We start from the raw sequence: 22,395 nt of genomic DNA, 5'->3' as shown, positions 1-22,395 counted from the left end.
TTCGGTTGAACAACCGACTGGCTTCGGTGCAGTGTGGGGCGCCGCGGAACACCCGTCAATACAGCAACAGGCCTCTCCCCGCTAAACCGCCGAAGGCTCCCCCGTACTGCTCCGCACCACCAGGCTGGTCGCCAGCTCCACCCGCGTCGCCGCCGGTGTCCCCTCCTCCCGCGCGATGTCGAGGACCAGCTTCGCCGCCGCCTCCGCCATCTCCGTCAGCGGCTGCCGCACGGTCGTCAGCGGCGGCCCCACCCAGCGTGCGATCGGCAGATCGTCGAAGCCGACCACGCTCACGTCCTCCGGAATCCGCAGTCCCAGCTCGCGCGCGGCCTCGTACAGCCCGAGCGCCTGGAGGTCGTTGCCGGCGAAGACGGCGGTCGGCCGGTCCGGGCGGCGCAGCAGTTCCAGGCCCTGCCGGTAGCCGGTCTCGTGGTGGAAGTCGCCGGGCCGGATCAGGTCCTGCTCGACCGGGAGGCCGGCCGTCTCCAGGGCGGCGCGGTAGCCGTCGATGCGGGCGCGGCTGCACATCATCCGGGACGGCCCGGTGATCGCGCCGATCCTGCGGTGCCCCAGCTCGACCAGGTGCCGGGTGGCGGCCAGCCCGCCCTGCCAGTTGGTCGCCCCGATGGACGGCACGTCGGCGCCCGGGTCGCCCGCCGGGTCCATCACCACGAACGGGATCGACCGGCTGGTCAGCAGGGCGCGCTGGGACTCGTCGAGGCCGGACAGCACCAGGATCACGCCGTGCGGGCGCCGGGCGGCGACCTGGTCGGCCCAGGTCCGGCCGGGGGTCAGTCGCCCGGCGCTCTCGCTCAGCACGACGCTCAGCCCGGCGTCCCGGGCGACGTTCTCCACACCCCGGATGACCTCCATCGCCCACGCGCTCTCCAGCTCGTGGAAGACCAGGTCGATCAGGGGCGAGCGGCTGGCCTCGGCGCGGCGGCGCCGGTAGCCGTGGGCGCGCAGGAGTTCCTCGACGCGGCTGCGGGTGGCCGGGGCGACGTCGGCTCGTCCGTTGAGGACCTTCGAAACAGTCGGCGCGGACACGCCGGCCTCGCGGGCGATCTCGGCGAGCGTGGCGGTCTGCGTGGACCGCCCGGCCGACGGTGATGTCGTCCGGGTTTCACGCGTTGTCGTCCGGGTTTCGGCGGGCTCCGAGGGTGTCATGGCGGCGATCGTATCCCTGCACGCCCCCTTGACGAACCCTTCTCACCACGCCTAGGTTCCCGGAACATTCGAGGTGAACAACGAAACATTCGCGAGTGGGTTGTCCCGTCACCGCCCCGACAGGAGTTTCCAGCCATCGCCCGGACAGGAGTTTCATGACCACCGCCCCCTGGCGCGACCCCGCCCTGCCCGCCGCCGCCCGCGTCGACGACCTCCTCTCCCGGATGACCCTGGAGGAGAAGACCGCCCAGCTGTACGGCGTGTGGGTGGGCGCCGCCTCGGACGGCGAGGGAGTCGCCCCGCACCAGCACGACATGACCGCCGACCATGACTGGGACGAGCTGATCACCCTCGGCCTCGGCCAGCTCACCCGCTCCTTCGGCACCGCCCCCGTGGACCCGGCGCTGGGCGCGCAGGCACTGGCCCGCGCCCAGCGCCGTATCACCGCCGCCGGCCGCTTCGGCATCCCGGCGGTGGCCCACGAGGAGTGCCTCGCGGGCTTCACGGCCTGGCAGGCCACGGCCTACCCGGTCCCGCTCGCGTGGGGGGCCACCTTCAACCCCCCGCTCGTCGAGGAGATGGCCCGGCGCATCGGCCAGGACCTGCGCTCGGCCGGCGTCCACCAGGGTCTGGCCCCCGTCCTGGACGTCGTACGCGATCCGCGCTGGGGCCGGGTCGAGGAGACCGTCGGCGAGGACCCGTATCTGGTCGGCACGATCGGGGCGGCGTACGTCCGGGGCCTGGAGTCGGCCGGCGTCATCGCGACGCTCAAGCACTTCGCCGGGTACGCGTCCTCGGCCGGCGCCCGCAACCTCGCGCCCGTACGGGCGGGCATCCGCGAACTCGCGGACGTCACCCTGCCGCCGTTCGAGATGGCGCTGCGCGAGGGCGGGGCGCGCTCGGTGATGGCGGCGTACAACGAGACGGACGGCGTGCCGGCCTCCGCCGACCCGGCGCTGCTGACCGAACTCCTGCGCGAGCAATGGGGTTTCACGGGCACGGTGGTCGCCGACTACTTCGGCATCGGGTTCCTTCAGACCCTGCACCGCGTGGCGGGCTCACCGGCCGAAGCGGCGCACACGGCACTGGCGGCCGGCATCGACGTGGAACTCCCGACCGTGAAGTGCTACGGGACCCCGCTGGTGGAGGCCGTCCGGTCGGGCGGGATCCAGGAGGAGCTGGTGGACCGCGCGGCCCGCCGGGTCCTGCTCCAGAAGTGCGAGCTGGGCCTCCTGGACGAGGACTGGACGCCGGAGCCGGCGGCGGCCCGCATCGACCTGGACTCCCCCGCGAACCGGGCGCTGGCCCGCCGAGTGGCCGAGGAGTCGGTGGTCCTGCTGGACAACCCCGACGGCGTCCTCCCGCTTCCCCCGGACGCCCGAATCGCGGTCGTGGGCCCGCGCGCGGCGGACGCCCTGGCGATGCTGGGCTGCTACTCCTTCCCGTCCCACGTCCTCACGCACCACCCCGAGGTGCCGATGGGCATCGAGATCCCGACGGTCCTGGAGGCCCTGCGCGCCGAACTCCCCGACGCCAAGGTGACGTTCGCGGAGGGGTGCGGCGTCCTGGACCCGGACCCGGCGGGCTTCGAGGAGGCGGTGGCGCGGGCGTCGGAGGCGGACGTGTGCCTGGCGGTGCTGGGCGACCGGGCGGGGCTGTTCGGGCGGGGCACCTCGGGCGAGGGCTGCGATGTGACGGACCTCCGGCTGCCGGGTGTGCAGGGAGACCTGCTGGACGCGCTCGTGGCCACGGGCGTCCCGGTGGTGCTGGTGCTGCTCACCGGGCGCCCGTACGCGCTGGGCCGCTGGGACGGGCGTCTGGCGGCGGTGGTCCAGGCGTTCTTCCCGGGCGAGGAGGGCGGCCCGGCGGTGGTGGGAGTGCTCTCGGGGCGGGTCAACCCGTCGGGGCGGCTGCCGGTGAGTGTGCCGCGGGTGCCCGGGGGCCAGCCGTGGACGTACCTCCAGCCGCCGCTGGGGCTGGCGGGCGAGGTCAGCAACCTGGATCCGACGCCGATGTACGCGTTCGGGCACGGGCGGTCGTACACGTCGTTCGCGTGGGACTCCGTGGATGCGGGAGAGGCGGAGATCGGCACGGACGGGTCGTACGACGTGTCGGTGACGGTCCGTAACACGGGCGAGCGCGCGGGCGCGGAGGTGGTCCAGCTGTACCTGCACGACCCGGTGGCGTCGGTGACCCGGCCGGACGTGCGGCTGATCGGCTACCAGCGGGTGGAGTTGGCGGCGGGCGAGGCGAGCCGGGTCACCTTCCGCTTCCACACCGACCTGTCCTCGTTCACGGACCGCTCGGGCCGACGGGTGGTCGAACCGGGTGTGCTGGAGCTACGGCTGGCGGCATCCAGCGCGGACGTACGGCACACGGTGCGGCTGGAACTCGCCGGTCCGGTACGGGAGCTGGGGGCGGACCGCAGGCTGCGGTGCGTGACGGAGGTGTCGGCGCCGGAGTGACGCGCGGCGTCCCTCCCGCAAGCTCACGTCGCAGGCGTCCCCGCTCAGTCCGTCGCCACCGACTCGAACCGCCACCGATGCACCGCCCGAGTCACCAACTCCTCCGTCGGCTCCGGCAGTTCAGGCAGTTCGGCGTCGAACTCCGCTTCCCACCACGTGATGACGAGCACCCGGTCCTGCGGGGCCCGCAGGACCTCCCGGCGCAGGGGCCGTACGGCCGGCTCCTGCGCCCGGGCCCAGGCGAGCAGTTCCTCCCCCCGCCCGGGAACCGCCCGCGCCTCCCACATCAACGCGACCGTCACGAGTACAGGTTCTCCTTGCTGACCTCGTGCACATGGTCGTGGTCATGGGAGTGGCCGGTGCCCGGCACATGAGGATCCGTCACCGGCAGCGAGGAGTCCGCCGACAGGTCCCAGCTCGACGCCGGCCGATTCCGCGCCACCATCTCCGCGCCCAGCGCCGCCACCATCGCCCCGTTGTCCGTGCACAGCTTCGGCCGGGGCACCCGCAGCCGGATCCCGGCCGCCTCGCAGCGCTCCTGGGCCAGGGCCCGCAGCCGGGAGTTGGCCGCCACGCCGCCGCCGATCATCAGGTGGTCGACACCCTCGTCCTTGCAGGCGCGAACGGCCTTGCGGGTCAGCACGTCCACGACCGCCTCCTGGAAGGAAGCCGCCACATCCCGCACCGGCACCTCCTCGCCCGCCGCACGCCTGGCCTCGATCCAGCGGGCGACCGCCGTCTTCAGACCGGAGAAGGAGAAGTCGTACGCCGGATCGCGCGGCCCCGTCAGACCGCGCGGGAAGGCGATCGCCGCCGGGTCGCCCTCGCGCGCGTAGCGGTCGATGACCGGGCCGCCCGGGAAGCCCAGGTTCAGCACCCGGGCGATCTTGTCGAAGGCCTCGCCCGCCGCGTCGTCGATGGTCGCGCCCATCGGGCGGACGTCGGAGGTGATGTCCGACGAGAGCAGCAGGGAGCTGTGCCCGCCGCTCACCAGCAGCGCCATCGTCGGCTCCGGCAGCGCGCCGTGCTCCAGCTGGTCCACGCAGATGTGGGAGGCGAGGTGGTTGACGCCGTAGAGCGGCTTGCCCAGCGCGTAGGCGTACGCCTTCGCCGCCGACACACCGACCAGCAGCGCGCCCGCGAGCCCGGGGCCGGCGGTGACGGCGATACCGTCCAGATCCCTCGCGCTGACCCCCGCTTCCTTCAGCGCGCGGTCGATCGTCGGGATCATCGCCTCCAGGTGCGCCCGGGAGGCGACCTCCGGCACCACTCCGCCGAAGCGGGCGTGCTCGTCGACGCTGGAGGCGATGGCGTCGGCGAGCAGGGTGGTACCGCGGACGATGCCGACGCCGGTCTCGTCGCAGGAGGTCTCGATGCCGAGTACGAGCGGCTCGTCGCGTGAGTCAGCCATTGATCTCGGTTCCTTGTACGGAAGTTGAACCCGCGGCGGAGCCGCCATCGGGTTTCGTGGTCAGTCTCATCACCAGGGCGTCCACGTTCCCCGGCTGGTAGTAGCCCCGCCGGAAGCCGATGGCCTCGAAGCCGAAGCGCTCGTAGAGCTTCTGCGCCCGGACGTTGTCCACGCGGCACTCCAGCATCACTTCCGCGCACTCGAACGCGGAGGCGGCCTGCAGCAGTTCGGTGAGGAGACGGCCGCCCAGACCGGTCCCCCAGTAGTCACGGGCGACGGCGATGGTCTGGATGTCGCCCAGGTCCCCGGCGGACGCGAGGCCGGCGTAGCCCACGAGCCGTTCACCCTCCTCGGCGACGACGTAGCGCCGTGTCGCCTCGGGCCCGCGCGAGTGGGCCAGCTCGGACCAGAACATGCCCCGGGACCAGGCGTCCTCGGGGAAGAGGTCCTTCTCCAGGCTCAGTACGGCGTCGATGTCCCACCAGCGCATCTCGCGCAGCACAGGAGTCACGGGCGGCCCGGTCTGCGGTCCGTTCGGCTGTCCTGTCACTTGGGGGTGACCACCTTGTAGTTCCTGGGGACCTGGGCGTCGGGCCGGCGCAGGTACAACGGCCGGGGCGCGGCAAGTTCCTCGCCCGCCGCCAGCTTCTCGGCGGCCAGCCCGGCGAGGGCCGCCGCCGACACGTGCTCGGGCTCGTGGGCGCTGGGGAAGGTGTCGGGGTACAGCAGCGCGCCCGCGCCGACGGCGGGCAGCCCGGCGACCTGGTCGGCGATGTCGGCGGGCCGGTCGACGGCCGGGTCGGTCAGGCGCGTACGGGAGTCGGCGTACCGGGCCCAGTAGACCTCCTTGCGCCGGGCGTCGGTCGCCACGACGAAGGGGCCCTTCTCGATGTCGGCGGCGTACGCGAGGCCGTCGAGCGTGCACACGCCGTGCACGGGGACGCCGAGGGCGAGCCCGAAGGTGTCGGCGGTCATGAGACCGACGCGCAGCCCGGTGTAGGGGCCGGGGCCGATGCCGACGACGATGCCGGTGACGGCGTCGAGTCGCAGGCCGGTCTCGGCGAGGACCCGGTCGACGGCCGGCAGCAGCAGCTCGCCGTGCCGGCGGGCGTCCACCTGGCTCGAGGAGGCGATGACGTCCGTACCGTCGTGCAGCGCGACGGTGACGGCGGGGGTGGCGGTATCCAGAGCGAGCAAGAGCACGCAAACAGCCTACGGCGCTCTCGCCCCAGGAAGTGCCGCCCCGGCGGCACGCCTGACGACTGCTACGGTCGGGCTTGATCACGACGCACGACGCGAACGACGGAGGTGGGCGACGGTGGCAAGGAGCAGCTCCGGATTCGTGGTGGTGCTCACCGCGGCCGCCCTCGCGACCGTCGGCTTCCTCGCCTACCAGGCCCAGGCCGGCGTCCCGGCAGGCCTGGGCAAGCCCCGGGCGAGCAGCTCACCCGCGGCGAGCGCCGCCCAGGGGCCGCGCGACGGGACGGGCCCCGGCGCGCTGCCGGCCGGGTCCGGTACGGGTGTGCGGGTCGTGTACGCGCTGGACGACGACCGGGTGTGGCTGGTCGGTGAGGGCGACGCGGTCAAGCGCACGTTCCGCGTCACCGCCGGATCGGTCGACCCGGCACCGGGCGTCTACATGGTCACGTCCCGCTCCAAGGCGATCACCGGCACGGACGGCGCCGCCATCGAGCACGTGGTCCGCTTCAGCGACGTGGAAGGCGTCACCATCGGCTTCAGCGCGGCCGTCGACGGCTCGACGCCCCGGCCCGCCCCGGCCGTGCGGACGGGCGGCATCCGCGAGTCACGGGCGGACGGCGCGGCGATGTGGGACTTCGCAACAATCGGCCGAACGGTAGCCGTGATCCCCTGAGTGGGGCAGACGAAGTCCACTACGGTTCGACAGCGCCCGACGCTGCCGCAGACGCACGACGGCACAACGCGGCACTTTCCATCACGGCACAACCAGCGGAGCTACGCCGCTTCGCGATGCCCCTGATCGACCGGCGGCAGCCGAGTCGCCTCCGGCTCAGGAGCCCGCGGCGGGGTCGAGATCACGTTCGCGGCGGCACCGGCCGCCAGCAGATCACGCATGGACACCCCGGCGACCACGTGCGGCCGCTGCTGGACCTTGTTCTCCGAAGCCGACATGAACGCCTCCTGGGGCCGGGAGGGGACGTAGTTAGGTAGACCTAACTACGAACTGGATACCATGTGACCACGTGCAAGACCGCAAATGCAATATCTTGCCGACGTCTTGTCGGAATGTTCATCCGACGCATCCTCCTCACCCGGACCGCCACCCGCTCACGCGGACAGCACGCTCAGGTCCACCGCCGCCCACCGCTCCCCGAGCCCGGTCACGATCACATGCCGTACCTCGTCGGTCGTGTCCCCGACGGCCCGGTGGATCACGACCTGCAGCCGCTCCTCGGTCAGCTCCTCGACCTTGCCCTCGCCCCACTCCACGACGATCACCGACTCGGGCAGCGAGACGTCGAGGTCGAGGTCCTCCATCTCGTCGAGGCCGCCGGCCAGCCGGTAGGCGTCGACGTGGACGAGCGGCGGGCCGTCGCCGAGGGAGGGGTGCACGCGAGCGATCACGAAGGTCGGGGACGTGACCGCTCCCCTGACTCCCATTCCTTCGCCGAGCCCCCGGGTGAGCGTCGTCTTGCCCGCGCCGAGCTCCCCGCTGAGCATCAGGAGGTCGCCCGCGCGCAGCAGCTTGGCCAGGCGGCGGCCCAGTTCCCGCATCTGATCGGGAGAAGTGACGGTCAGCTCGAGGTCACCCGCGTTGTGCGGTGCTGCTGGTGCTTCCATAGCCACTTACGGTAGCCCCTGCGGGCACGGCACCCGAGCGGGTGAGCAGGTCGGCCAGGCGGTCGGTGACCACTTCCGGGTGCTCCAGCATCACCAGGTGCCCGGCGTCCGGCACCAGGACCAGCTCGGCGTCCGGCAGCAGATCGGCGATGGCCTCGCTGTGCTCACTGGGCGTGACGAGGTCGCCCACACCGGCCAGGACGAGCACGGGCATGTCCGTGAAGAGACCGAGCGCCTCGGTCTTGTCGTGGTCGGCGAAGGCCGGGTAGAACTCCGCGACCACGTCGATCGGCGTCCCCTCGATCATCCGCTCGGCGAACCGGGCGACGGCAGGATCGACGTCCCGCGACGAGAACGAGTACCGCTTGATGATCCCCGCGAACAGGTCGGCGGTGGCCCGGCGGCCCCGCTCCACCAGCTCGGCCCGCTGCCCCAGCGCCTTGAGCACGCCCGGCAACACCCGCCGTACCGCATTCACACCGGCGACCGGCAGCCCGAAGTTGACCTCGCCGAGCCGTCCGGAGGACGTACCGACGAAGGCGGTGGCGACGACCCGGTCGCGGATCAGCTCCGGGTACTGGTCGGCCAGCGCCATCACGGTCATCCCGCCCATGGAGTGCCCGACCAGCACCATCGGCCCTTCGGGCACGGCGGCGTCGATGACGGCCTTCAGGTCGCGCCCGAGCTGCTCGATGTCGACCGGCACGCCCTCCTCGACCTGGGCCGCGCCCCGCCCGGACCGGCCGTGGCTGCGCTGGTCCCAGTGCACGGTGCGTACGACGCCCCTGAGCGCGGCGCGCTGGAAGTGCCAGGAGTCCTGGCTGAGGCAGTAGCCGTGGCTGAAGACGACGGTGACGGGGGCGGGTGCCTTGCGCCCGAAGAGCCGTCGCCGGCGCGGGGTGAGGGCGGGGGCCGCCTCGGGGTCGATGTCGTCGACCTCGTAGTACAGCTCGGTGCCGTCGTCGGCGTACGCCTTGCCGGGCATGCCGCGCAGCGAGCCGTACGGCCCCGTCGAGTCGAGGGCGAGGCGGGCCTTCTGCCGTATGCCCCGGCCCACGGTCATCCGCTCTATGGCGACGCCTGCGGCCGCCCCCGCCGCGATCACGCCTATCGCGGCGCCGGCGATACCGGTGGCCCTGCGCCAGTTCGCGGCCGCCCCCGTGGCGGAGGCGACGGCCGCGACGACCTCCGCACTGCTCTCGCTCACGTACCGCTCCTCTTCGCTGGGTAATGCCGGTGGGTCGGATGACGCCGGTGTGACATCAGGTCGTGGATGGTGCAGGTGTTCGGTTCCGATGTTTCGCTACGGGTTACCCGTCTCGTTCCTCATTCACCTAGACGCTTTCACCCTTCACATAGCCGCACCCACATAGCCGCACTCACACGGACGCATCACATGGACGCATCGGATGACCGCATCACGTGGACCCGTTCCTATAGACGCGGGGAACGCGCGTTCCGATCCGGGTGACGATTTCGTAGGCGATGGTGCCCGCGGCCTGCGCCCAGTCCTCGGCGGTGGGCTCACCGCGGTCACCGGGACCGAACAGCACGGCCCGGGCGCCCGGCTCGGGCTCGTCCCCGCCCAGATCCACGACGAACTGATCCATCGCGATCCGTCCTGCGACCGTCCGCCACTTGTCGCCGACCAGGACGGGCCCGGCGCCCGAGGCGTGCCGCGGGATGCCGTCGGCGTAACCGAGGGGGACGAGGCCGAGGGTGGTCTCGCCGGGGGTGATGTAGTGATGCCCGTAGCTGACGCCGTGGCCGCCCGGCACGTGTTTCACCAGGGCGAGGGACGCCGAGAGCGTCATCACGGGCCGCAGCCCGAAGTCGGCGGGGCTGCCCAGCTCGGGGCTGGGCGAGATGCCGTAGGTCGCGATCCCGGTGCGCACCAGGTCGAAGTGGCTGTCGGGGAGGGTGAGCGTGGCGGGCGAGTTGGCGATGTGCCGCACCTCGGGGCGCACGCCCCGCGCCTCGGCGTAGGCGACCATCTCCCGGAAGAGGGAGAGCTGGGCGGCGACGGACGGATGCCCCGGCTCGTCGGCGCAGGCGAAGTGCGACCAGAGCCCGGTGATCCGGATCAGTCCGCCGGCCTCGGCCCGCACGGCCTCCCGCACCAGCTCGGCCCAGTCGTCACCCGGCTGGCAGCCGTTGCGCCCGAGACCGGTGTCGGCCTTGAGCTGCACGCGCGCGGGGGCGCCGGCCGACCGGGCGGCCTCGGTGGCCTCCCGTAGGGCCCACATCCCGCTCACGGAGACGTCGACGTCGGCCTCGATGGCCTCCCGCCAGGGCCCGCCCGGCGTCCACAGCCAGCACAGGATCCGCACGCCGTCCAGCCCGGCGGCGCGCAGCACGAGGGCCTCCTCGGGCGTCGCCGTCCCCAGCCAGCCGGCGCCCGCCTCGACGGCCGCGCGGGCACACGGCACCGCCCCGTGGCCGTACGCGTCCGACTTCACGACGGCCATGAGGGCCGCGCCCGGCGCGAGGGCGCGCAGGGTCCGCACATTGGCCCGCAGGGCGGCCAGATCGATCTCGGCGCGGGCCCGCAGGGGCGCGGTCCGCAGGGCTGCTGTTTCTGTCATCGCGCCCCCAGTGTCTCAGAGGGGTCCGACAGCGCCGCCGGGCCGGGACCCCCAACCCCGTCGCGCTCCCGGGTCTACGGCTCCGACCGGTGCCCCCACACGTACACGCGGTCGCTCTGCTTCAGCAGACCCCACAGCTCCCGGGCGTCGTCCAGGAGCAGATTGACGCAGCCCCGCGAGCCGATGGGGGTGAAGATGCTGGCGTAGACACCGTGGAAGGCCTGTCCCCCGCTGAAGAACTGGGAGTAGGGCATGGGGCTGTTGTACAGCGACGACACATGGTTCTTGTGCCGCCAGTAGACCGCGTGCCATCCGGTGCGCGTCCCGTATCCCTCCCGGCCGCTCCGGATGGGCACGGGCCCGAAGACGACATGCTTGCCTTCCTGCACCCAGGTCAGCTGCCGGTCGAGGTCGACACAGACGACCCGGTACCGCCGCACCGGGCACTTCTTGTCGGCGTTCGGGTTCTTCCCGGCGGAGACGAGCTGCATGGTGGCCCAGGTCACCGGTCCGGCGAACCCGATGGCGGGCTTGATCTTGTGCTTCACCTGAAAGGCGCGGATGGCCCGGCAGTCGGCGGCCGACTGCTCCCCGTCCACCGGCAGCTTCAGCCACTGCTCGACCTGCCGCTGCTGCGGGCCCGTCTCCTCGCTGCACTTCACGCCCCCGAGGGCGTCGATGGGATCGACGTACTCGACGCGGTCGTACGCCTCCTCCGGCGCGTCCTGTGGCTCGACGGCGTCCTCCTCGACGCTGGGCGTGTACACCTGCGGCGCCGTCGCCTGGTCGGGCGTGTCCGTCTGCCAGAGCGGGAGCACGTCCAGGGGCATCCCGGGCACGAGTTCGGCCTGCGGTCCGGAATCCGGGGGGACGGGGTCGGCCGAGGCGCTGCCGATGGGCAACAAGGTGGCCGCGGCGAGCATTACGGCCATGCTCCGACATGCGATACGTCCGCTCATCATGCGCACAGAGAAGCGTGAGGGCCTGCCGTGCGGGGGGTGCCGCGCGGCGGCGTCACCCTAACGAGGAGCGGGAGGCCGGCATCGGTGAGCGGGAGGCCGACCGTAGGGTGCTCGGCATGAGCATCATCGGGGTCGGAATCGACGTGGCCGAGATCGACAGGTTCGAGGCGGCGCTGCAACGCACACCGGCGCTGGCCGAACGGCTTTTCCTGGAGAGCGAGTTGCTGCTGCCCAGCGGTGAACGCCGGGGCATCGCCTCGCTCGCCGCCCGCTTCGCCGCGAAGGAGGCCCTCGCGAAGTCGCTGGGCGCCCCCTCGGGCCTGCTCTGGACGGACGCCGAGGTGTTCGTCGAGGACAGCGGCCGGCCCCGCCTGCGGGTGACGGGGACGGTGGCGGCACGCGCGGCCGAACTGGGCGTACGGTCCTGGCACGTGTCGCTGAGCCATGACGCCGGAGTGGCGTCGGCGGTGGTGGTGGCGGAGGGCTGAGCCCGCGCCACCACGCACTCGGCGGTCAGCAGATCGACTGGCTGGTGTTCACGCGGGTGATGTTCCGGAACGTGGTGTTCTCACCGCAAGGACTCTCCCTGATGGCCGAGTTGGTCACGGTCAGGTTCTGGACGGTGATGTCCCGGTTGTTCGGGAACTCGGAGCGCGCCGCCAGCCGCAGCTCGCCGCCGCCGGTGACGGTGCCGCTCCGGGCGGCGAGGTCGACGTTGTAGCAGTTCTCGATCAGCACCGAGTTGTTGCCGGTGCCCGAGAGGGTGACCCGGTCGATGACGGCCCCGCCGCTCTCGGACACGCAGAACACCCCGCGCCCGCCGCCACGCGCGATGACCTCGCCCACCCGGATGTTGGTCGGGTAGGAACTCCCCACCCGCCCGTTCCGGTTGGCCATGCGGAAGGCGGCGTACCCGGTACCGGCCCCCGCGTTCTCGGCGTCCACCTTGGTGACGGTGGCGTTGATGGTCTGGTTGAGCAGCAGACCCGACTCACCCACGTTGCGCGCGGTCACCGTCCCGATGGTGATGCCGTCGACGCCGTACGTCTCCACGGCGTGGCTGGAGGCCCCGGAGACGTACACGTCGTCGATCCGGACGTTGCGCGTCCACTGGCTGGTGTCGCCCCGGTTGTCGATCCGCACGCCCAGACCGGCGGACAGTCGCATGTCTATCTGCCCGAGGGCGACGTTCTGCACGTTCCGCATGAAGATCCCGTACAACGGGCTGCCGGTGAGGTTCAGGTGCTGGACCTCGACGTCCCGGGTGCCGCGCGAGTAGACGGGCGCCTGGTCGCCGGAACCGCTGCCGGTGACGTTGATGGTGCCGCAGACGTCGAGCACGGTGTAGCTCGGCAGGGAGATGCGCGACCCGGCGGACATCGCTCCCGAACCCCGCACCACCACCCGCTCCTTGGCGGTACGCCCGGAGGTGAGGCTGTTGACCGCCGCCTGGACGGCGGCCCGCATGTCACCGCCCGTATGGACGGTGCTGCTGCCGCGCCGCGCGGTCCAGGTGCTGCCGCTGAGGACCGCTTCGGCCTGGTAGGAGCCTTCGCCGCAGGCGGCGGCCACGGCGAGGGTGGGGGCGGTGAGGGTGCCGACGACGGTGAGGACAGCGGTGGCACCGGCGACGGCGAGGAGGGCGGCTCCGCGTCCAATGAATGCGGCTCCGCGTCCCATGAATACGGCTCTGCGTCCCATGAGGGGCTTCCTCTCATAGAACCGATCTCATCGAATCCATTTCGACTGAATCGATTCATCCCGTGAGGGCCGGAGAGTTTGGCAAAGGCACGGCAAAGCGTCAATGGATGCGACGAGCTTCTCCCGGTACGCGAGACTCGGTTGCATGCGGACTGCGTACAGCGTGGAGACGGTAAGGGCGGCCGAGCGGGAGCTGATGGCACGGCTTGCGGACGGGGCACTGATGCAACGGGCGGCGGCCGGACTCGCCGCCGCCTGCGCGGATCTGCTGGGCCGGGTGTACGGCAGCCGGATCGTCCTGCTCGTCGGCAGCGGCGACAACGGCGGCGACGCCCTGTACGCCGGGGCCCGACTGGCCAGGCGTGGGGCGGGAGTTACGGCGGTCCTGCTGAACCCCGAGCGGGCGCATGCCGAGGGGCTGGCGGCGCTGCGCCGGGCGGGCGGCCGGGCGGCGGGCCTCGATGCCGCCGAGGAGATGCTCCAGCGCGCGCATCTGGTCGTCGACGGGATTGTCGGGATCGGCGGCAAGGGCGGGCTCCGTCCGCAGGCGGCTCAGCTGGCCGCCGCGGCCGAGCGCTCGGGGGCCGCCGTGGTCGCCGTGGACCTGCCGAGCGGCGTGGACGCGGACACGGGCGAGGTGGTCGGCACGGCGCTGCGGGCCGACCTCACCGTCACCTTCGGCACGCACAAGCCGGGGTTGCTGATCGATCCGGCGCGGGAGTACGCCGGGGTGGTACGGCTGGTGGACATCGGTCTGGCGCTGCCGAACGACGCGGTGGAGCTGGAGGCGCTGCAACACGACGACGTGGCACGGCTGTTGCCGGTGCCGGCGGCGGAGTCCGACAAGTACCGCCGGGGGGTCGTCGGCATCGCGGCCGGCTCGGCCCGCTATCCGGGCGCCGCCGTGCTCGCCGTCTCGGGGGCGCTGCGGGGCGGAGCGGGAGCCGTGCGGTACGTCGGTCCGGCCGGGGACGCGGTGATCACCCGCTTCCCCGAGACGCTGGTGTCGGACCAGGGGCCGAAGAAGGCGGGGCGCGTGCAGGCCTGGGTCGTCGGCCCCGGCGCCGGGGACGACGCGGCGACGGTGGCGGAGGTACTGGCGACGGACGTCCCGGTGCTGATCGACGCGGACGGGCTGCGGCTGGCGGACGCGGAGGCGGGACGGGCCCGTACGGCACCGACCCTGATGACCCCGCACGCCGGGGAGGCGGCGGCGCTGCTCGGGGTGGCACGGGAGGAGGTCGAGGGGGCTCGGCTGGCTTCGGTGCGGGATTTGGCGGCGCGCTATTCGGCGACCGTGCTGCTGAAGGGGTCGACGACGCTGGTGGCCGACGCCGGGGGTACGGGTGCGGTACGAGTGAATCCGACGGGAACGTCCTGGCTGGCCACGGCCGGCAGCGGAGACGTGCTGTCGGGATTGGCGGGATCGCTGCTGGCGACGGGGCTCCCGGCGCTGGATGCTGCGAGCGTGGCGGCGTATCTCCATGGCCTGGCGGCGCGATTCGCGGCGGACGGGGCGCCGGTGGGGGCGCATGACGTGGCCGAGCGGATTCCGGGGGCCTGGCGGGATGTACGGGGCTGAGGAGCGGGCGATACGGCGGCGGTCTGCCTCACTGGGCGGCGTCGTATGAGGGCGATCGTCGTGGGGGCGGGCATCGGAGGGCTGGCCGCGACACTGAGCCTGCGCCGCGCGGGTGTCGAGGTGACGCTGGTCGAGCAGACGGCGCGCTTCACGGGGGTGGGCGCCGGAATCCAGCTCGCCCCCAACGCCACGCGAGAGCTGCGCCGACTGGCCGTGCTCGACGCGGTCGCCGCCCGGGCCGCCCACCCCGCCCACGTGAGCTTCCGCACCTGGTCGGACGGGTCGGAGATCTGCCGCTACGCGCTGGGCCGCGAGGTGGAGGACGAGTTCGGGGCGCCGTATCTGCTGCTTCACCGGGCGGATCTGCACGCGGCCCTGGCCGCCGCGGTACCACCCGCGTCGGTACGCCTGAACACGACCGTCACCAAAATCGACCAGGACGACGACTGCGCCTGCGTGACGACGGCGACCGGCGAGAGCCTGACGGCGGACCTGGTCGTGGCAGCCGACGGCATCCGGTCCGCGGCCCGCCAGTGGCTCTTCGGCAAGGACGAGGCCGTGTTCTCGGGTACGGCGGCCTACCGGGCCCTGCTCCCGTCGGACGAGGTGGCCGACCTCGACCTGCCCCCGCTGGCCGCCTGGCTCGGCCCGGACCGCCACTTCGTCCACTACTGGGTGCGACGCGGCGAACTCCTCAACGTGGTGGCCGTGTTCAGCACGAAGGCGCCGGCCGAGGAGTCGTGGACCGCCGAGGCGGAACCCGGAGAGCAACTGCGCGAGTTCGCCGCATGGGACCCCCGCGTGCTGAGCGTCCTCGAACGCGCCGGCCAGGTGTACCGCTACGGCATCCACACCCGCACCCCGCTGCAGCGCTGGAGCCTCGGCCGCGTGACCCTCCTCGGCGACAGCGCCCACGCGATGGTCCCGTTCCAGGCCCAGGGCGCGGCCCAGGCGATCCTGGACGCGGCGGTACTGGGCGACGTCCTCAGGGACGCGACGCCGCCCGACGTACCGGACGCCCTCGACCGCTACGTCCGCCGACGGCTGGCTGCCGCCACGAGCATGCAGGCCCGTTCCGCCCAGGCGGGCGGCGAGTTCCACCTGCCGGACGGCCCCGAGGCCGATGCCCGGAACGCCCGCATGGCGGCCTACGCGACCGAGCACAGGTTCATGCCTCAGGCGACGGCGTGGAGAGCGGACGTCCTGAACGAGCAGCCAGAACGCTGACCTGAGCCAGTGCCAGCACGCTCAGGCCGAACATCAGGATCCCCAACGGGACATGGACCGACGGCACACGCGCGATGCCCAGCACCACCTGCACCGAGGCGAGCACGAGAAAGCCGGACGAGTACAGGATGGGGCGCGGGCTCCCGCCCCCGAGCCGCCACGCGAGGATCGCGGCGAGCACGTACAGCATCGACGCGCCGTACATCACGCGCGCACCGACGCCGTGCAGCAACTCGCCGTGGGAGGAGGACAGCAGCACTCCGGCGGTGACGGCCTGGAAGAAGAGGGCCAGGGTTTGCAGGGCGATCGCGACCTGCAGGAACGTGAGGCTGCGCGGTTTCGCCGTCCCCTGTGTGGTGGTGGCCATGGCGCGGTCCCCCTTCTCTGCCCCGTGGCAGTGATCGATAGTGTCTCGGTAGTCCGACGACGCAGGGCCGCGAAATGTGAGGCGAACCGCGGACGAGAGATGAAGGGGAGTGGCCGCGGCCATGAGCACTCCACCCCAGCCGCACCTGAGCGCGATCGTCGGCGAGCGACGCCGGCTCATCAACATCGCCTACCGGTTGCTCGGTTCGCTGACCGAGGCCGAGGACGCCGTGCAGGAGGCCTACGCCCGCTGGTACGCGATGTCGCGGGAACAGCAGGAGGCCGTCGAGTCGCCCGGTGCCTGGCTGACGACGGTGGCCGGCCGCATCTGCCTGGACCTGCTCGGCTCGGCGCGGGTCCGGCGCGAGCGCTACGTCGGGGAATGGATACCCGAGCCGCTGCCCGACCGTACGGAGTGGATCGGGGGGCCGGGGGACGGTGGCGGGGCCGACCCCGCCGACCAGGTCACCCTGGACGAGTCGGTGAACATGGCCTTCCTCGTCGTACTCGAATCGATGACGCCCGCCGAACGCGTGGCGTTCATCCTTCACGACGTCTTCCGGTACCCCTTCACCGAGATCGCCGAGATCGTCGGCCGAACGCCGGCGGCCTGCCGCCAGCTGGCGTCCTCGGGTCGTCGACGTACTCGCACCGCACAGGCCGCCACGGTTGCGACGGCCGGGCAGGCCGGCCTGGTACGGCTTTTCAAGAAAGCGTGGGAGGCCAGGGACATCGAGGCCCTCGTCGGCCTGCTCGACCCCGACGCCACGATGATCGCCGACGGCGGCGGACTGGTCGGCGCGGTCCTCCGCCCGGTCTCGGGCAGCGAACGTATCGCCCAGTACCTGCTCTTCATCGCCGACAAGGCCCCCGGGCTGACCCTTCTGGAGCGATCGGTCAACGGCCGCCCCGGCCTGGTCGCCCAGCACGCGGGCGTCACCGTGACCGTGGCGGCGTTCAGCCTCACCGACGGCCGTATCACGCACATCTGGGCGACCCGCAATCCGGAGAAACTCCGTCCGTGGACGGAGAGCGGGCAGGGCTGACCTGACGTCCGTATCGCTCGAACCCGAAGCGACGCGCGACTTCGTCCACGAGCCGACGAAAGACCTTCCTCGACGGCGTGCCGGACTCCTACTCCACCGTCACCGACTTCGCCAGGTTCCGAGGCTGGTCCACCTCGTTCCCCCGGGCGGTGGCCAGCTCACAGGCGAAGACCTGCAGCGGCACCGTGGCCACCAGCGGCTGAAGCAGCGTCGGCGTGGCCGGAATCCAGATCAAGTGATCCGCATACGGCACCACCGCCTCGTCCCCCTCCTCCGCGATCACGATCGTCCGCGCACCCCGAGCCCGGATCTCCTGGATGTTGGACACGATCTTGTCGTGCAGGACGGAACGCCCCCGAGGCGAAGGCACCACGACCACCACCGGCAGATCGTCCTCGATGAGGGCGATCGGCCCGTGCTTCAACTCCCCCGCCGCGAACCCCTCGGCGTGCATATAGGCGAGTTCCTTCAGCTTGAGCGCCCCTTCCAGCGCCACCGGATACCCCACGTGCCGACCGAGGAACAGCACCGTGTTCTTGTGCGCCAGGCTCCGCGCCAGCTCCCGCACCGGCTCCATGGTCTCCAGCACCCGCTCGACCTCACCGGAGATCTGCGACAGGTCCCGGATCACCGCGTGGATCTCGTCCCCCCACTTGGTGCCCCGTACCTGCCCCAGATACAGCGCGACGAGATAGCACGCCACCAACTGCGTCAGAAACGCCTTGGTGGACGCGACGGCCACCTCCGGCCCGGCATGCGTATAAAGCACCGCATCCGACTCACGCGGAATCGTCGACCCGTTGGTGTTGCAGATCGCCAGCACCCGGGCCCCCTGCTCACGGGCGTGCCGTAGCGCCATGAGCGTGTCCATGGTCTCGCCGGACTGGGAGATCGCGATCACCAGGGTCTGCTGATCGAGAATCGGATCCCGGTACCGGAACTCGCTCGCCAGCTCCACCTCGCACGGAATCCGGGTCCAGTGCTCGATGGCGTACTTGGCGATCAACCCGGCGTGGAAGGCCGTACCGCAGGCGACGATGACGACCTTGTCGACCTCCCGCAGCACGGAGGTGCTGATCCGGACCTCGTCCAGCGTCAGGGAGCCGGCGGTGTCGATGCGCCCCAGCAACGTATCGGCGACCGCCTTGGGCTGCTCGGCGATCTCCTTGAGCATGAAGTAGTCATAGCCCCCCTTTTCCGCGGCGGCGGCGTCCCAGTCGATGCGATACGACCGCACATCCGCCGGCCGCCCGTCGAACCCGGTGACGGTCACCCCGTCCCGCCGCAGCTCCACGACCTGGTCCTGCCCCAGCTCGATCGCCGACCGCGTGTGGGCGATGAACGCGGCGACGTCCGAGGCGAGAAAGGCCTCACCCTCTCCAACGCCCACCACCAGCGGCGAGTTCCGCCGCGCCCCCACCACCACATCGGGATCGTCCGCGTGCACGGCGACCAGCGTGAACGCCCCCTCCAGCCGCCGGCACACCAGGCGCATGGCCTCGGCGAGGTCGGCACAGGCCGAGAACTCCTCGGCGAGCAGGTGAGCCACGACCTCGGTGTCCGTCTCGGACCCCAGCTCATGCCCCCGCTCCGCCAACTCGGCGCGCAGGCAGGCGAAGTTCTCGATGATCCCGTTGTGCACGACGGCCACGCGCCCGGCGTTGTCGAGGTGCGGATGCGCGTTGGCATCCGTCGGTCCCCCGTGCGTGGCCCACCGCGTGTGCCCGATGCCCGTCGTCCCGGTCGGCAGCGGGCGCTCCGTCAGTTCCTTCTCCAGATTGACGAACTTGCCGGCCTTCTTCGCGGCCGCCAGCCCTCCGTCCGCCAGCACGGCGACACCCGCCGAGTCGTACCCCCGGTACTCCAGCCGCTTCAGCCCGGCCATCACGACCTCAAGCGCCGACTGCGACCCCACGTATCCCACGATTCCGCACATGCGCGGCAGCCTACGACCGAACTCCGCTCAGAAAAGGCCGTAGCGTGCCCGATTCCGGAAATTCCCACCTCCCTTCGGTACGACGGATGCCACCCGTCGCCCGACGCACCCTCACACCTTGGCCCGATAGGCCCTCATGGCCAGCGGATAGAACACCACCGCGATCCCCGCAGCCCACACCAACGACCACAACACCGGCTCCGCCACCGCCCCACCCAGCAACAGTCCCCGGAACGCGTCGGACAGATGCGTCACCGGATTGACGTCGCTCCACGCCTGCAACCACCCCGGCATGGTGTCCACCATGACGAACGCGCTGCTGGTGAAGGTGATCGGGAAGATGATCGTGAAGGCGAACGCCTGCACCTTCTCCGCATCCCCCGCCAGCATTCCGATCAGCACCGCGCTCCAGGACACGGCCGCGGCGAACACCACCACCAGCAGCGTGCCGAGCAGGAACCCGTCGACCCCGCCGGTGATCCGGAAACCGAGCAGCAGACCGAGGCCGATCATCAGCAGCAGCGCCCACACGTGCTTGGCGAGATCCGCGGTGATCCGGCCGATGAGCGGGGCGGAGCGGGCGATCGGCAGGCTGCGCAGCCGGTCGAAGACGCCCTTGGTGAGGTCGGTGTTGAGCGCCATCGCCGTGTACATCGTCATGAACAGGGTGTTCTGCACGATGATCCCGGGCAACGCGTACTTCAGATACGCCTCGGGCGATCCGGCCATCTGCCCGCCCAGCACATACGTGAAGAGGAACACGAACATGATGGGCGTGATGCTGTAGTCGACCAGCTCCAGCGGGTTGTGCTTGACCGCGACCAGGCTCCTCCAGGCCATCGTGAAGGTCTGCCGCAGCCCGTCGAGCGGCCGCACCCGGCCCGACTTGGTGACCGGGGCCGTGACGGTCGTGGTGGTGGCGGTCATGGCCGACTCACCGCCTTCTGAGGCTCGGCGCCCTCGCCCTCGCCCTCGTCCCGGACGGCCGCGCCGCCGTTGCCCTCGGGCGCGCCGGGCTCGGCGCGGTGGCCGGTCAGGGCGAGGAAGACCTCGTCGAGCGACGAGCGGCGCAGGGCGAGCTCCCCGACCGCTATCCCCTCGCGGTCGAGCGTACGTACGACCGCCGGCATCAGCTCGGGGTCCTTCACCGGGGCGGTGATCGTCTCACCCTCGATCCGGGCCTGCGGACCGGCGGCCCCGGCCACCAGCAGGTGCGCCCGCGCGAGGTCCTGCTCCGCCACCGGCCGCAGCTCCAGCACCTGGCCCCCGACCTGGGACTTCAGCTGATCGGGGGTCCCCTCGGCGATCACCCGGCCCTTGTCGATCACCACGATGTCGTCGGCGAGTACGTCGGCCTCGTTCAGATACTGCGTGGTCAGCAGGGCGGTCGCACCGTCCGCGACCAGGCCGCGCAGCAGGTCCCACAGCTCACTGCGGCTGTGCGGGTCCAGGCCGGTGGTGGGCTCGTCGAGGAAGAGGATGCTGGGCCGGCCCACGAGGCTGGCCGCGAGGTCCAGGCGCCTGCGCATGCCGCCGGAGAAGGTCTTCACGGCCCGCCCGGCCGCGTCCGTCAGCTGGAAACTCTCCAGCAGCTCACCCGCCCGCGCCCTGGCCTGCCTCCTCGGCAGACCGAGCAGCCGACCGATGAGCAGCAGGTTCTCCGTGCCGGTCAGGTTCTCGTCCACCGCCGCGTACTGCCCGGTCAGCCCCACCATGGCGCGTACGACTCCGGCCTCCCGGACGACGTCGTGCCCGGCCACCTGTGCCCTGCCCCCGTCGGGCCTCAGCAGCGTCGCGAAGATCCGCACCGCCGTCGTCTTCCCGGCACCGTTGGGCCCCAGCAGCCCGAGCACCGAGCCTTTGCGGGCCCCGAGATCGACACCGGCCAGCGCCTCGGTCTCCTTGAACCGCTTGACCAGGCCTTCCGCCTCTATCGCATACGCCATGGGTTCCCCCTCGGGGGTTCGGTTCAGTGGACCCCGGCCCGGGCCCACCTCCCCCACAACTGTGACGCACGCCACTGACATTCCCCGCCCTGTCCCACTTCCTCCCGAAAATGACCGAGACGAGGACCCGCGTGACGGATCCCACCTCACCGCCTGTTCGTACTCCCGTAACAATGGACTGTGATCTCTCCGGTCTCCCCGATGCCCCGGAGCGCCCACCGGCAGAGGCCGGAGGCGACTCCTTACGTCGACCTCACCCGCGCCGAGTGGAGCGCGCTGCGCGACAAGACCCCGCTGCCGCTCACCGCGGAAGAGGTCGAGAAGCTGCGCGGCCTCGGCGACGTCATCGACCTCGACGAGGTCCGCGACATCTACCTCCCGCTCTCCCGCCTCCTCAACCTCTACGTAGGCGCCACCGACGGCCTGCGCGGCGCCCTCAACACCTTCCTCGGCGAACAGGGCTCCCAGTCCGGCACCCCGTTCGTCATAGGAGTCGCCGGCTCGGTCGCCGTAGGGAAGTCCACGGTCGCCCGCCTGCTGCAGGCCCTGCTCTCCCGCTGGCCCGAGCACCCGCGCGTGGAGCTGGTCACGACGGACGGCTTCCTGCTCCCCACCGAGGAGCTCCAGGCCCGCGGCCTGATGTCGCGCAAGGGTTTCCCCGAGTCCTTCGACCGCCGCGCCCTCACCCGCTTCGTCGCCGACATCAAGGCGGGCAAGGACGAGGTCACGGCCCCCGTCTACTCCCACCTGATCTACGACATCGTCCCGGACCAGAAGCTCACGGTCCGCCGCCCCGACATCCTGATCGTCGAGGGCCTGAACGTCCTGCAGCCCGCCCTCCCCGGCAAGGACGGCCGCACCCGGGTCGGCCTCGCGGACTACTTCGACTTCAGCGTGTACGTCGACGCCCGCACCGAGGACATCGAGCACTGGTACCTCAACCGCTTCAAGCGTCTGCGCGAGACCGCCTTCCAGAACCCCTCCTCGTACTTCCGCAAGTACACCCAGGTCTCCGAGGAGGAGGCCCTCGACTACGCCCGTACGATGTGGCGCACCATCAACAAGCCCAACCTCGTGGAGAACATCGCCCCCACCCGAGGCCGCGCCACCCTCGTCGTCCGCAAGGGCCCGGACCACAAGGTCCAGCGCCTGAGCCTGCGCAAGCTGTAAGACCATCCGGG

The 22,395-nt window shown here is 71.6% G+C and carries 22 protein-coding genes; 7 read left to right on the top strand and 15 right to left on the bottom strand.

The features are described 5' to 3' along the window. Window positions 1-81: 81 nt before the first annotated feature. The gene (locus AB5J49_RS29035; RefSeq protein WP_369171755.1) at window positions 82-1,167 is read right to left on the bottom strand and encodes a LacI family DNA-binding transcriptional regulator; all 1,086 of its coding nucleotides are present in this window, start codon (window positions 1,165-1,167) and stop codon (window positions 82-84) included. A 155-nt stretch (window positions 1,168-1,322) separates the two neighbouring features. On the opposite strand from AB5J49_RS29035, the gene AB5J49_RS29030 reads away from it, so the two are divergent. Beyond that, window positions 1,323-3,632 carry a glycoside hydrolase family 3 N-terminal domain-containing protein gene (locus AB5J49_RS29030; protein ID WP_369171754.1) on the top strand — a complete coding sequence of 770 codons (2,310 nt, stop codon included), beginning with the start codon at window positions 1,323-1,325 and terminating at the stop codon, window positions 3,630-3,632. 44 nt (window positions 3,633-3,676) lie between these two features. Here AB5J49_RS29030 and AB5J49_RS29025 read toward each other — a convergent pair whose 3' ends face one another. The 4 genes from AB5J49_RS29025 to tsaB are packed head-to-tail and all read right to left on the bottom strand — an operon-like array spanning window position 3,677 to window position 6,246. Beyond that, window positions 3,677-3,934, bottom strand: coding sequence for a hypothetical protein (locus tag AB5J49_RS29025; RefSeq protein ID WP_369171752.1), 258 nt, complete (start codon window positions 3,932-3,934; stop codon window positions 3,677-3,679). Then, window positions 3,931-5,043, bottom strand: coding sequence for a tRNA (adenosine(37)-N6)-threonylcarbamoyltransferase complex transferase subunit TsaD (gene tsaD / locus AB5J49_RS29020; RefSeq protein WP_369171751.1), 1,113 nt, complete (start codon window positions 5,041-5,043; stop codon window positions 3,931-3,933). The genes AB5J49_RS29025 and tsaD overlap by 4 nt, the downstream gene beginning before the upstream one ends. Then, on the bottom strand, window positions 5,036-5,533 hold the full coding sequence (gene rimI, locus AB5J49_RS29015) for a ribosomal protein S18-alanine N-acetyltransferase (protein WP_369175297.1): 498 nt from the start codon (window positions 5,531-5,533) through the stop codon (window positions 5,036-5,038). Before rimI ends, tsaD begins: the two co-directional genes overlap by 8 nt. 56 nt (window positions 5,534-5,589) lie before the next feature. After that, window positions 5,590-6,246, bottom strand: coding sequence for a tRNA (adenosine(37)-N6)-threonylcarbamoyltransferase complex dimerization subunit type 1 TsaB (gene tsaB / locus AB5J49_RS29010; protein ID WP_369171750.1), 657 nt, complete (start codon window positions 6,244-6,246; stop codon window positions 5,590-5,592). A gap of 115 nt (window positions 6,247-6,361) precedes the next feature. On the opposite strand from tsaB, the gene AB5J49_RS29005 reads away from it, so the two are divergent. Beyond that, the gene (locus AB5J49_RS29005) at window positions 6,362-6,916 is read left to right on the top strand and encodes a hypothetical protein (protein ID WP_369171748.1); all 555 of its coding nucleotides are present in this window, start codon (window positions 6,362-6,364) and stop codon (window positions 6,914-6,916) included. A 101-nt stretch (window positions 6,917-7,017) separates the two neighbouring features. Here AB5J49_RS29005 and AB5J49_RS29000 read toward each other — a convergent pair whose 3' ends face one another. From AB5J49_RS29000 to AB5J49_RS28980, 5 genes are all read right to left on the bottom strand, one after another. After that, on the bottom strand, window positions 7,018-7,194 hold the full coding sequence (locus AB5J49_RS29000; protein ID WP_369171747.1) for a hypothetical protein: 177 nt from the start codon (window positions 7,192-7,194) through the stop codon (window positions 7,018-7,020). A 156-nt stretch (window positions 7,195-7,350) separates the two neighbouring features. Next, a complete protein-coding gene (gene tsaE, locus AB5J49_RS28995; RefSeq protein WP_369171746.1) occupies window positions 7,351-7,863 on the bottom strand; it encodes a tRNA (adenosine(37)-N6)-threonylcarbamoyltransferase complex ATPase subunit type 1 TsaE in 513 nt (170 codons plus the stop codon). Next, complete coding sequence (locus tag AB5J49_RS28990) at window positions 7,829-9,070, bottom strand: alpha/beta fold hydrolase (protein ID WP_369171744.1); 1,242 nt, start codon at window positions 9,068-9,070, stop codon at window positions 7,829-7,831. The genes tsaE and AB5J49_RS28990 overlap by 35 nt, the downstream gene beginning before the upstream one ends. Window positions 9,071-9,281: 211 nt before the next feature. Next, window positions 9,282-10,448: an alanine racemase gene (gene alr, locus AB5J49_RS28985; RefSeq protein WP_369171742.1), complete on the bottom strand. Its 1,167-nt coding sequence runs from the start codon at window positions 10,446-10,448 to the stop codon at window positions 9,282-9,284. 74 nt (window positions 10,449-10,522) lie between these two features. Further along, window positions 10,523-11,371 carry a L,D-transpeptidase family protein gene (locus AB5J49_RS28980; protein WP_369175296.1) on the bottom strand — a complete coding sequence of 283 codons (849 nt, stop codon included), beginning with the start codon at window positions 11,369-11,371 and terminating at the stop codon, window positions 10,523-10,525. A gap of 155 nt (window positions 11,372-11,526) precedes the next feature. On the opposite strand from AB5J49_RS28980, the gene AB5J49_RS28975 reads away from it, so the two are divergent. Then, on the top strand, window positions 11,527-11,898 hold the full coding sequence (locus AB5J49_RS28975) for a holo-ACP synthase (RefSeq protein ID WP_274242381.1): 372 nt from the start codon (window positions 11,527-11,529) through the stop codon (window positions 11,896-11,898). Between the two features lie 25 nt (window positions 11,899-11,923). On the opposite strand, the gene AB5J49_RS28970 is transcribed toward AB5J49_RS28975, so the two are convergent. Then, the gene (locus tag AB5J49_RS28970) at window positions 11,924-13,069 is read right to left on the bottom strand and encodes a hypothetical protein (RefSeq protein WP_369175295.1); all 1,146 of its coding nucleotides are present in this window, start codon (window positions 13,067-13,069) and stop codon (window positions 11,924-11,926) included. A gap of 187 nt (window positions 13,070-13,256) precedes the next feature. On the opposite strand from AB5J49_RS28970, the gene AB5J49_RS28965 reads away from it, so the two are divergent. After that, window positions 13,257-14,693 carry an NAD(P)H-hydrate dehydratase gene (locus AB5J49_RS28965; protein WP_369171741.1) on the top strand — a complete coding sequence of 479 codons (1,437 nt, stop codon included), beginning with the start codon at window positions 13,257-13,259 and terminating at the stop codon, window positions 14,691-14,693. Window positions 14,694-14,738: 45 nt separating this feature from the next. After that, window positions 14,739-15,920, top strand: a complete 1,182-nt coding sequence (locus tag AB5J49_RS28960) for an FAD-dependent monooxygenase (protein ID WP_369171740.1) — start codon at window positions 14,739-14,741, stop codon at window positions 15,918-15,920. Here AB5J49_RS28960 and AB5J49_RS28955 read toward each other — a convergent pair. Continuing rightward, window positions 15,862-16,287, bottom strand: coding sequence for a hypothetical protein (locus AB5J49_RS28955; protein WP_369171738.1), 426 nt, complete (start codon window positions 16,285-16,287; stop codon window positions 15,862-15,864). The genes AB5J49_RS28960 and AB5J49_RS28955 overlap by 59 nt on opposite strands. 121 nt (window positions 16,288-16,408) lie before the next feature. Here AB5J49_RS28955 and sigJ point away from each other — a divergent pair, with 121 nt between their 5' ends. After that, window positions 16,409-17,332, top strand: coding sequence for an RNA polymerase sigma factor SigJ (sigJ, locus tag AB5J49_RS28950; RefSeq protein WP_369171737.1), 924 nt, complete (start codon window positions 16,409-16,411; stop codon window positions 17,330-17,332). Window positions 17,333-17,420: 88 nt separating this feature from the next. On the opposite strand, the gene glmS is transcribed toward sigJ, so the two are convergent. The 3 genes from glmS to AB5J49_RS28935 form a co-directional block, all read right to left on the bottom strand. Then, window positions 17,421-19,268 (bottom strand): glutamine--fructose-6-phosphate transaminase (isomerizing), encoded by a 1,848-nt coding sequence (gene glmS / locus AB5J49_RS28945; RefSeq protein WP_369171736.1) that lies wholly within the window; start codon window positions 19,266-19,268, stop codon window positions 17,421-17,423. A 111-nt stretch (window positions 19,269-19,379) separates the two neighbouring features. Next, on the bottom strand, window positions 19,380-20,195 hold the full coding sequence (locus AB5J49_RS28940; RefSeq protein WP_369171735.1) for an ABC transporter permease: 816 nt from the start codon (window positions 20,193-20,195) through the stop codon (window positions 19,380-19,382). Next, complete coding sequence (locus AB5J49_RS28935) at window positions 20,192-21,214, bottom strand: ATP-binding cassette domain-containing protein (RefSeq protein WP_369171734.1); 1,023 nt, start codon at window positions 21,212-21,214, stop codon at window positions 20,192-20,194. Before AB5J49_RS28935 ends, AB5J49_RS28940 begins: the two co-directional genes overlap by 4 nt. Window positions 21,215-21,415: 201 nt before the next feature. On the opposite strand from AB5J49_RS28935, the gene coaA reads away from it, so the two are divergent. Next, window positions 21,416-22,384 (top strand): type I pantothenate kinase, encoded by a 969-nt coding sequence (gene coaA / locus AB5J49_RS28930; protein ID WP_369171733.1) that lies wholly within the window; start codon window positions 21,416-21,418, stop codon window positions 22,382-22,384. The last annotated feature ends 11 nt before the right edge of the window (window positions 22,385-22,395 follow it).

This window comes from Streptomyces sp. R28, from assembly GCF_041052385.1.
Lineage (GTDB): Bacteria > Actinomycetota > Actinomycetes > Streptomycetales > Streptomycetaceae > Streptomyces.
The sequence above is the reverse complement of the archived record's forward strand: the minus strand, read 5'-3'. Positions and strand labels throughout refer to the sequence as shown.

Excerpts from the sequence above, each read along its gene's own strand:
- tsaD (WP_369171751.1), bottom strand. The coding sequence starts at position 5,043 with ATGGCTGACTCACGCGACGAGCCGCTCGTACTCGGCATCGAGACCTCC.
- coaA (WP_369171733.1), top strand. The coding sequence starts at position 21,416 with ATGCCCCGGAGCGCCCACCGGCAGAGGCCGGAGGCGACTCCTTACGTC.
- AB5J49_RS29030 (WP_369171754.1), top strand. The coding sequence starts at position 1,323 with ATGACCACCGCCCCCTGGCGCGACCCCGCCCTGCCCGCCGCCGCCCGC.
- tsaE (WP_369171746.1), bottom strand. The coding sequence starts at position 7,863 with ATGGAAGCACCAGCAGCACCGCACAACGCGGGTGACCTCGAGCTGACC.
- AB5J49_RS28955 (WP_369171738.1), bottom strand. The coding sequence starts at position 16,287 with ATGGCCACCACCACACAGGGGACGGCGAAACCGCGCAGCCTCACGTTC.
- AB5J49_RS28975 (WP_274242381.1), top strand. The coding sequence starts at position 11,527 with ATGAGCATCATCGGGGTCGGAATCGACGTGGCCGAGATCGACAGGTTC.
- AB5J49_RS29000 (WP_369171747.1), bottom strand. The coding sequence starts at position 7,194 with ATGTCGGCTTCGGAGAACAAGGTCCAGCAGCGGCCGCACGTGGTCGCC.
- glmS (WP_369171736.1), bottom strand. The coding sequence starts at position 19,268 with ATGTGCGGAATCGTGGGATACGTGGGGTCGCAGTCGGCGCTTGAGGTC.
- alr (WP_369171742.1), bottom strand. The coding sequence starts at position 10,448 with ATGACAGAAACAGCAGCCCTGCGGACCGCGCCCCTGCGGGCCCGCGCC.
- AB5J49_RS28940 (WP_369171735.1), bottom strand. The coding sequence starts at position 20,195 with ATGACCGCCACCACCACGACCGTCACGGCCCCGGTCACCAAGTCGGGC.
- sigJ (WP_369171737.1), top strand. The coding sequence starts at position 16,409 with ATGAGCACTCCACCCCAGCCGCACCTGAGCGCGATCGTCGGCGAGCGA.
- AB5J49_RS28960 (WP_369171740.1), top strand. The coding sequence starts at position 14,739 with ATGAGGGCGATCGTCGTGGGGGCGGGCATCGGAGGGCTGGCCGCGACA.
- AB5J49_RS28935 (WP_369171734.1), bottom strand. The coding sequence starts at position 21,214 with ATGGCGTATGCGATAGAGGCGGAAGGCCTGGTCAAGCGGTTCAAGGAG.
- AB5J49_RS28965 (WP_369171741.1), top strand. The coding sequence starts at position 13,257 with ATGCGGACTGCGTACAGCGTGGAGACGGTAAGGGCGGCCGAGCGGGAG.
- rimI (WP_369175297.1), bottom strand. The coding sequence starts at position 5,533 with ATGCGCTGGTGGGACATCGACGCCGTACTGAGCCTGGAGAAGGACCTC.
- AB5J49_RS28980 (WP_369175296.1), bottom strand. The coding sequence starts at position 11,371 with ATGCTCGCCGCGGCCACCTTGTTGCCCATCGGCAGCGCCTCGGCCGAC.
- AB5J49_RS29035 (WP_369171755.1), bottom strand. The coding sequence starts at position 1,167 with ATGACACCCTCGGAGCCCGCCGAAACCCGGACGACAACGCGTGAAACC.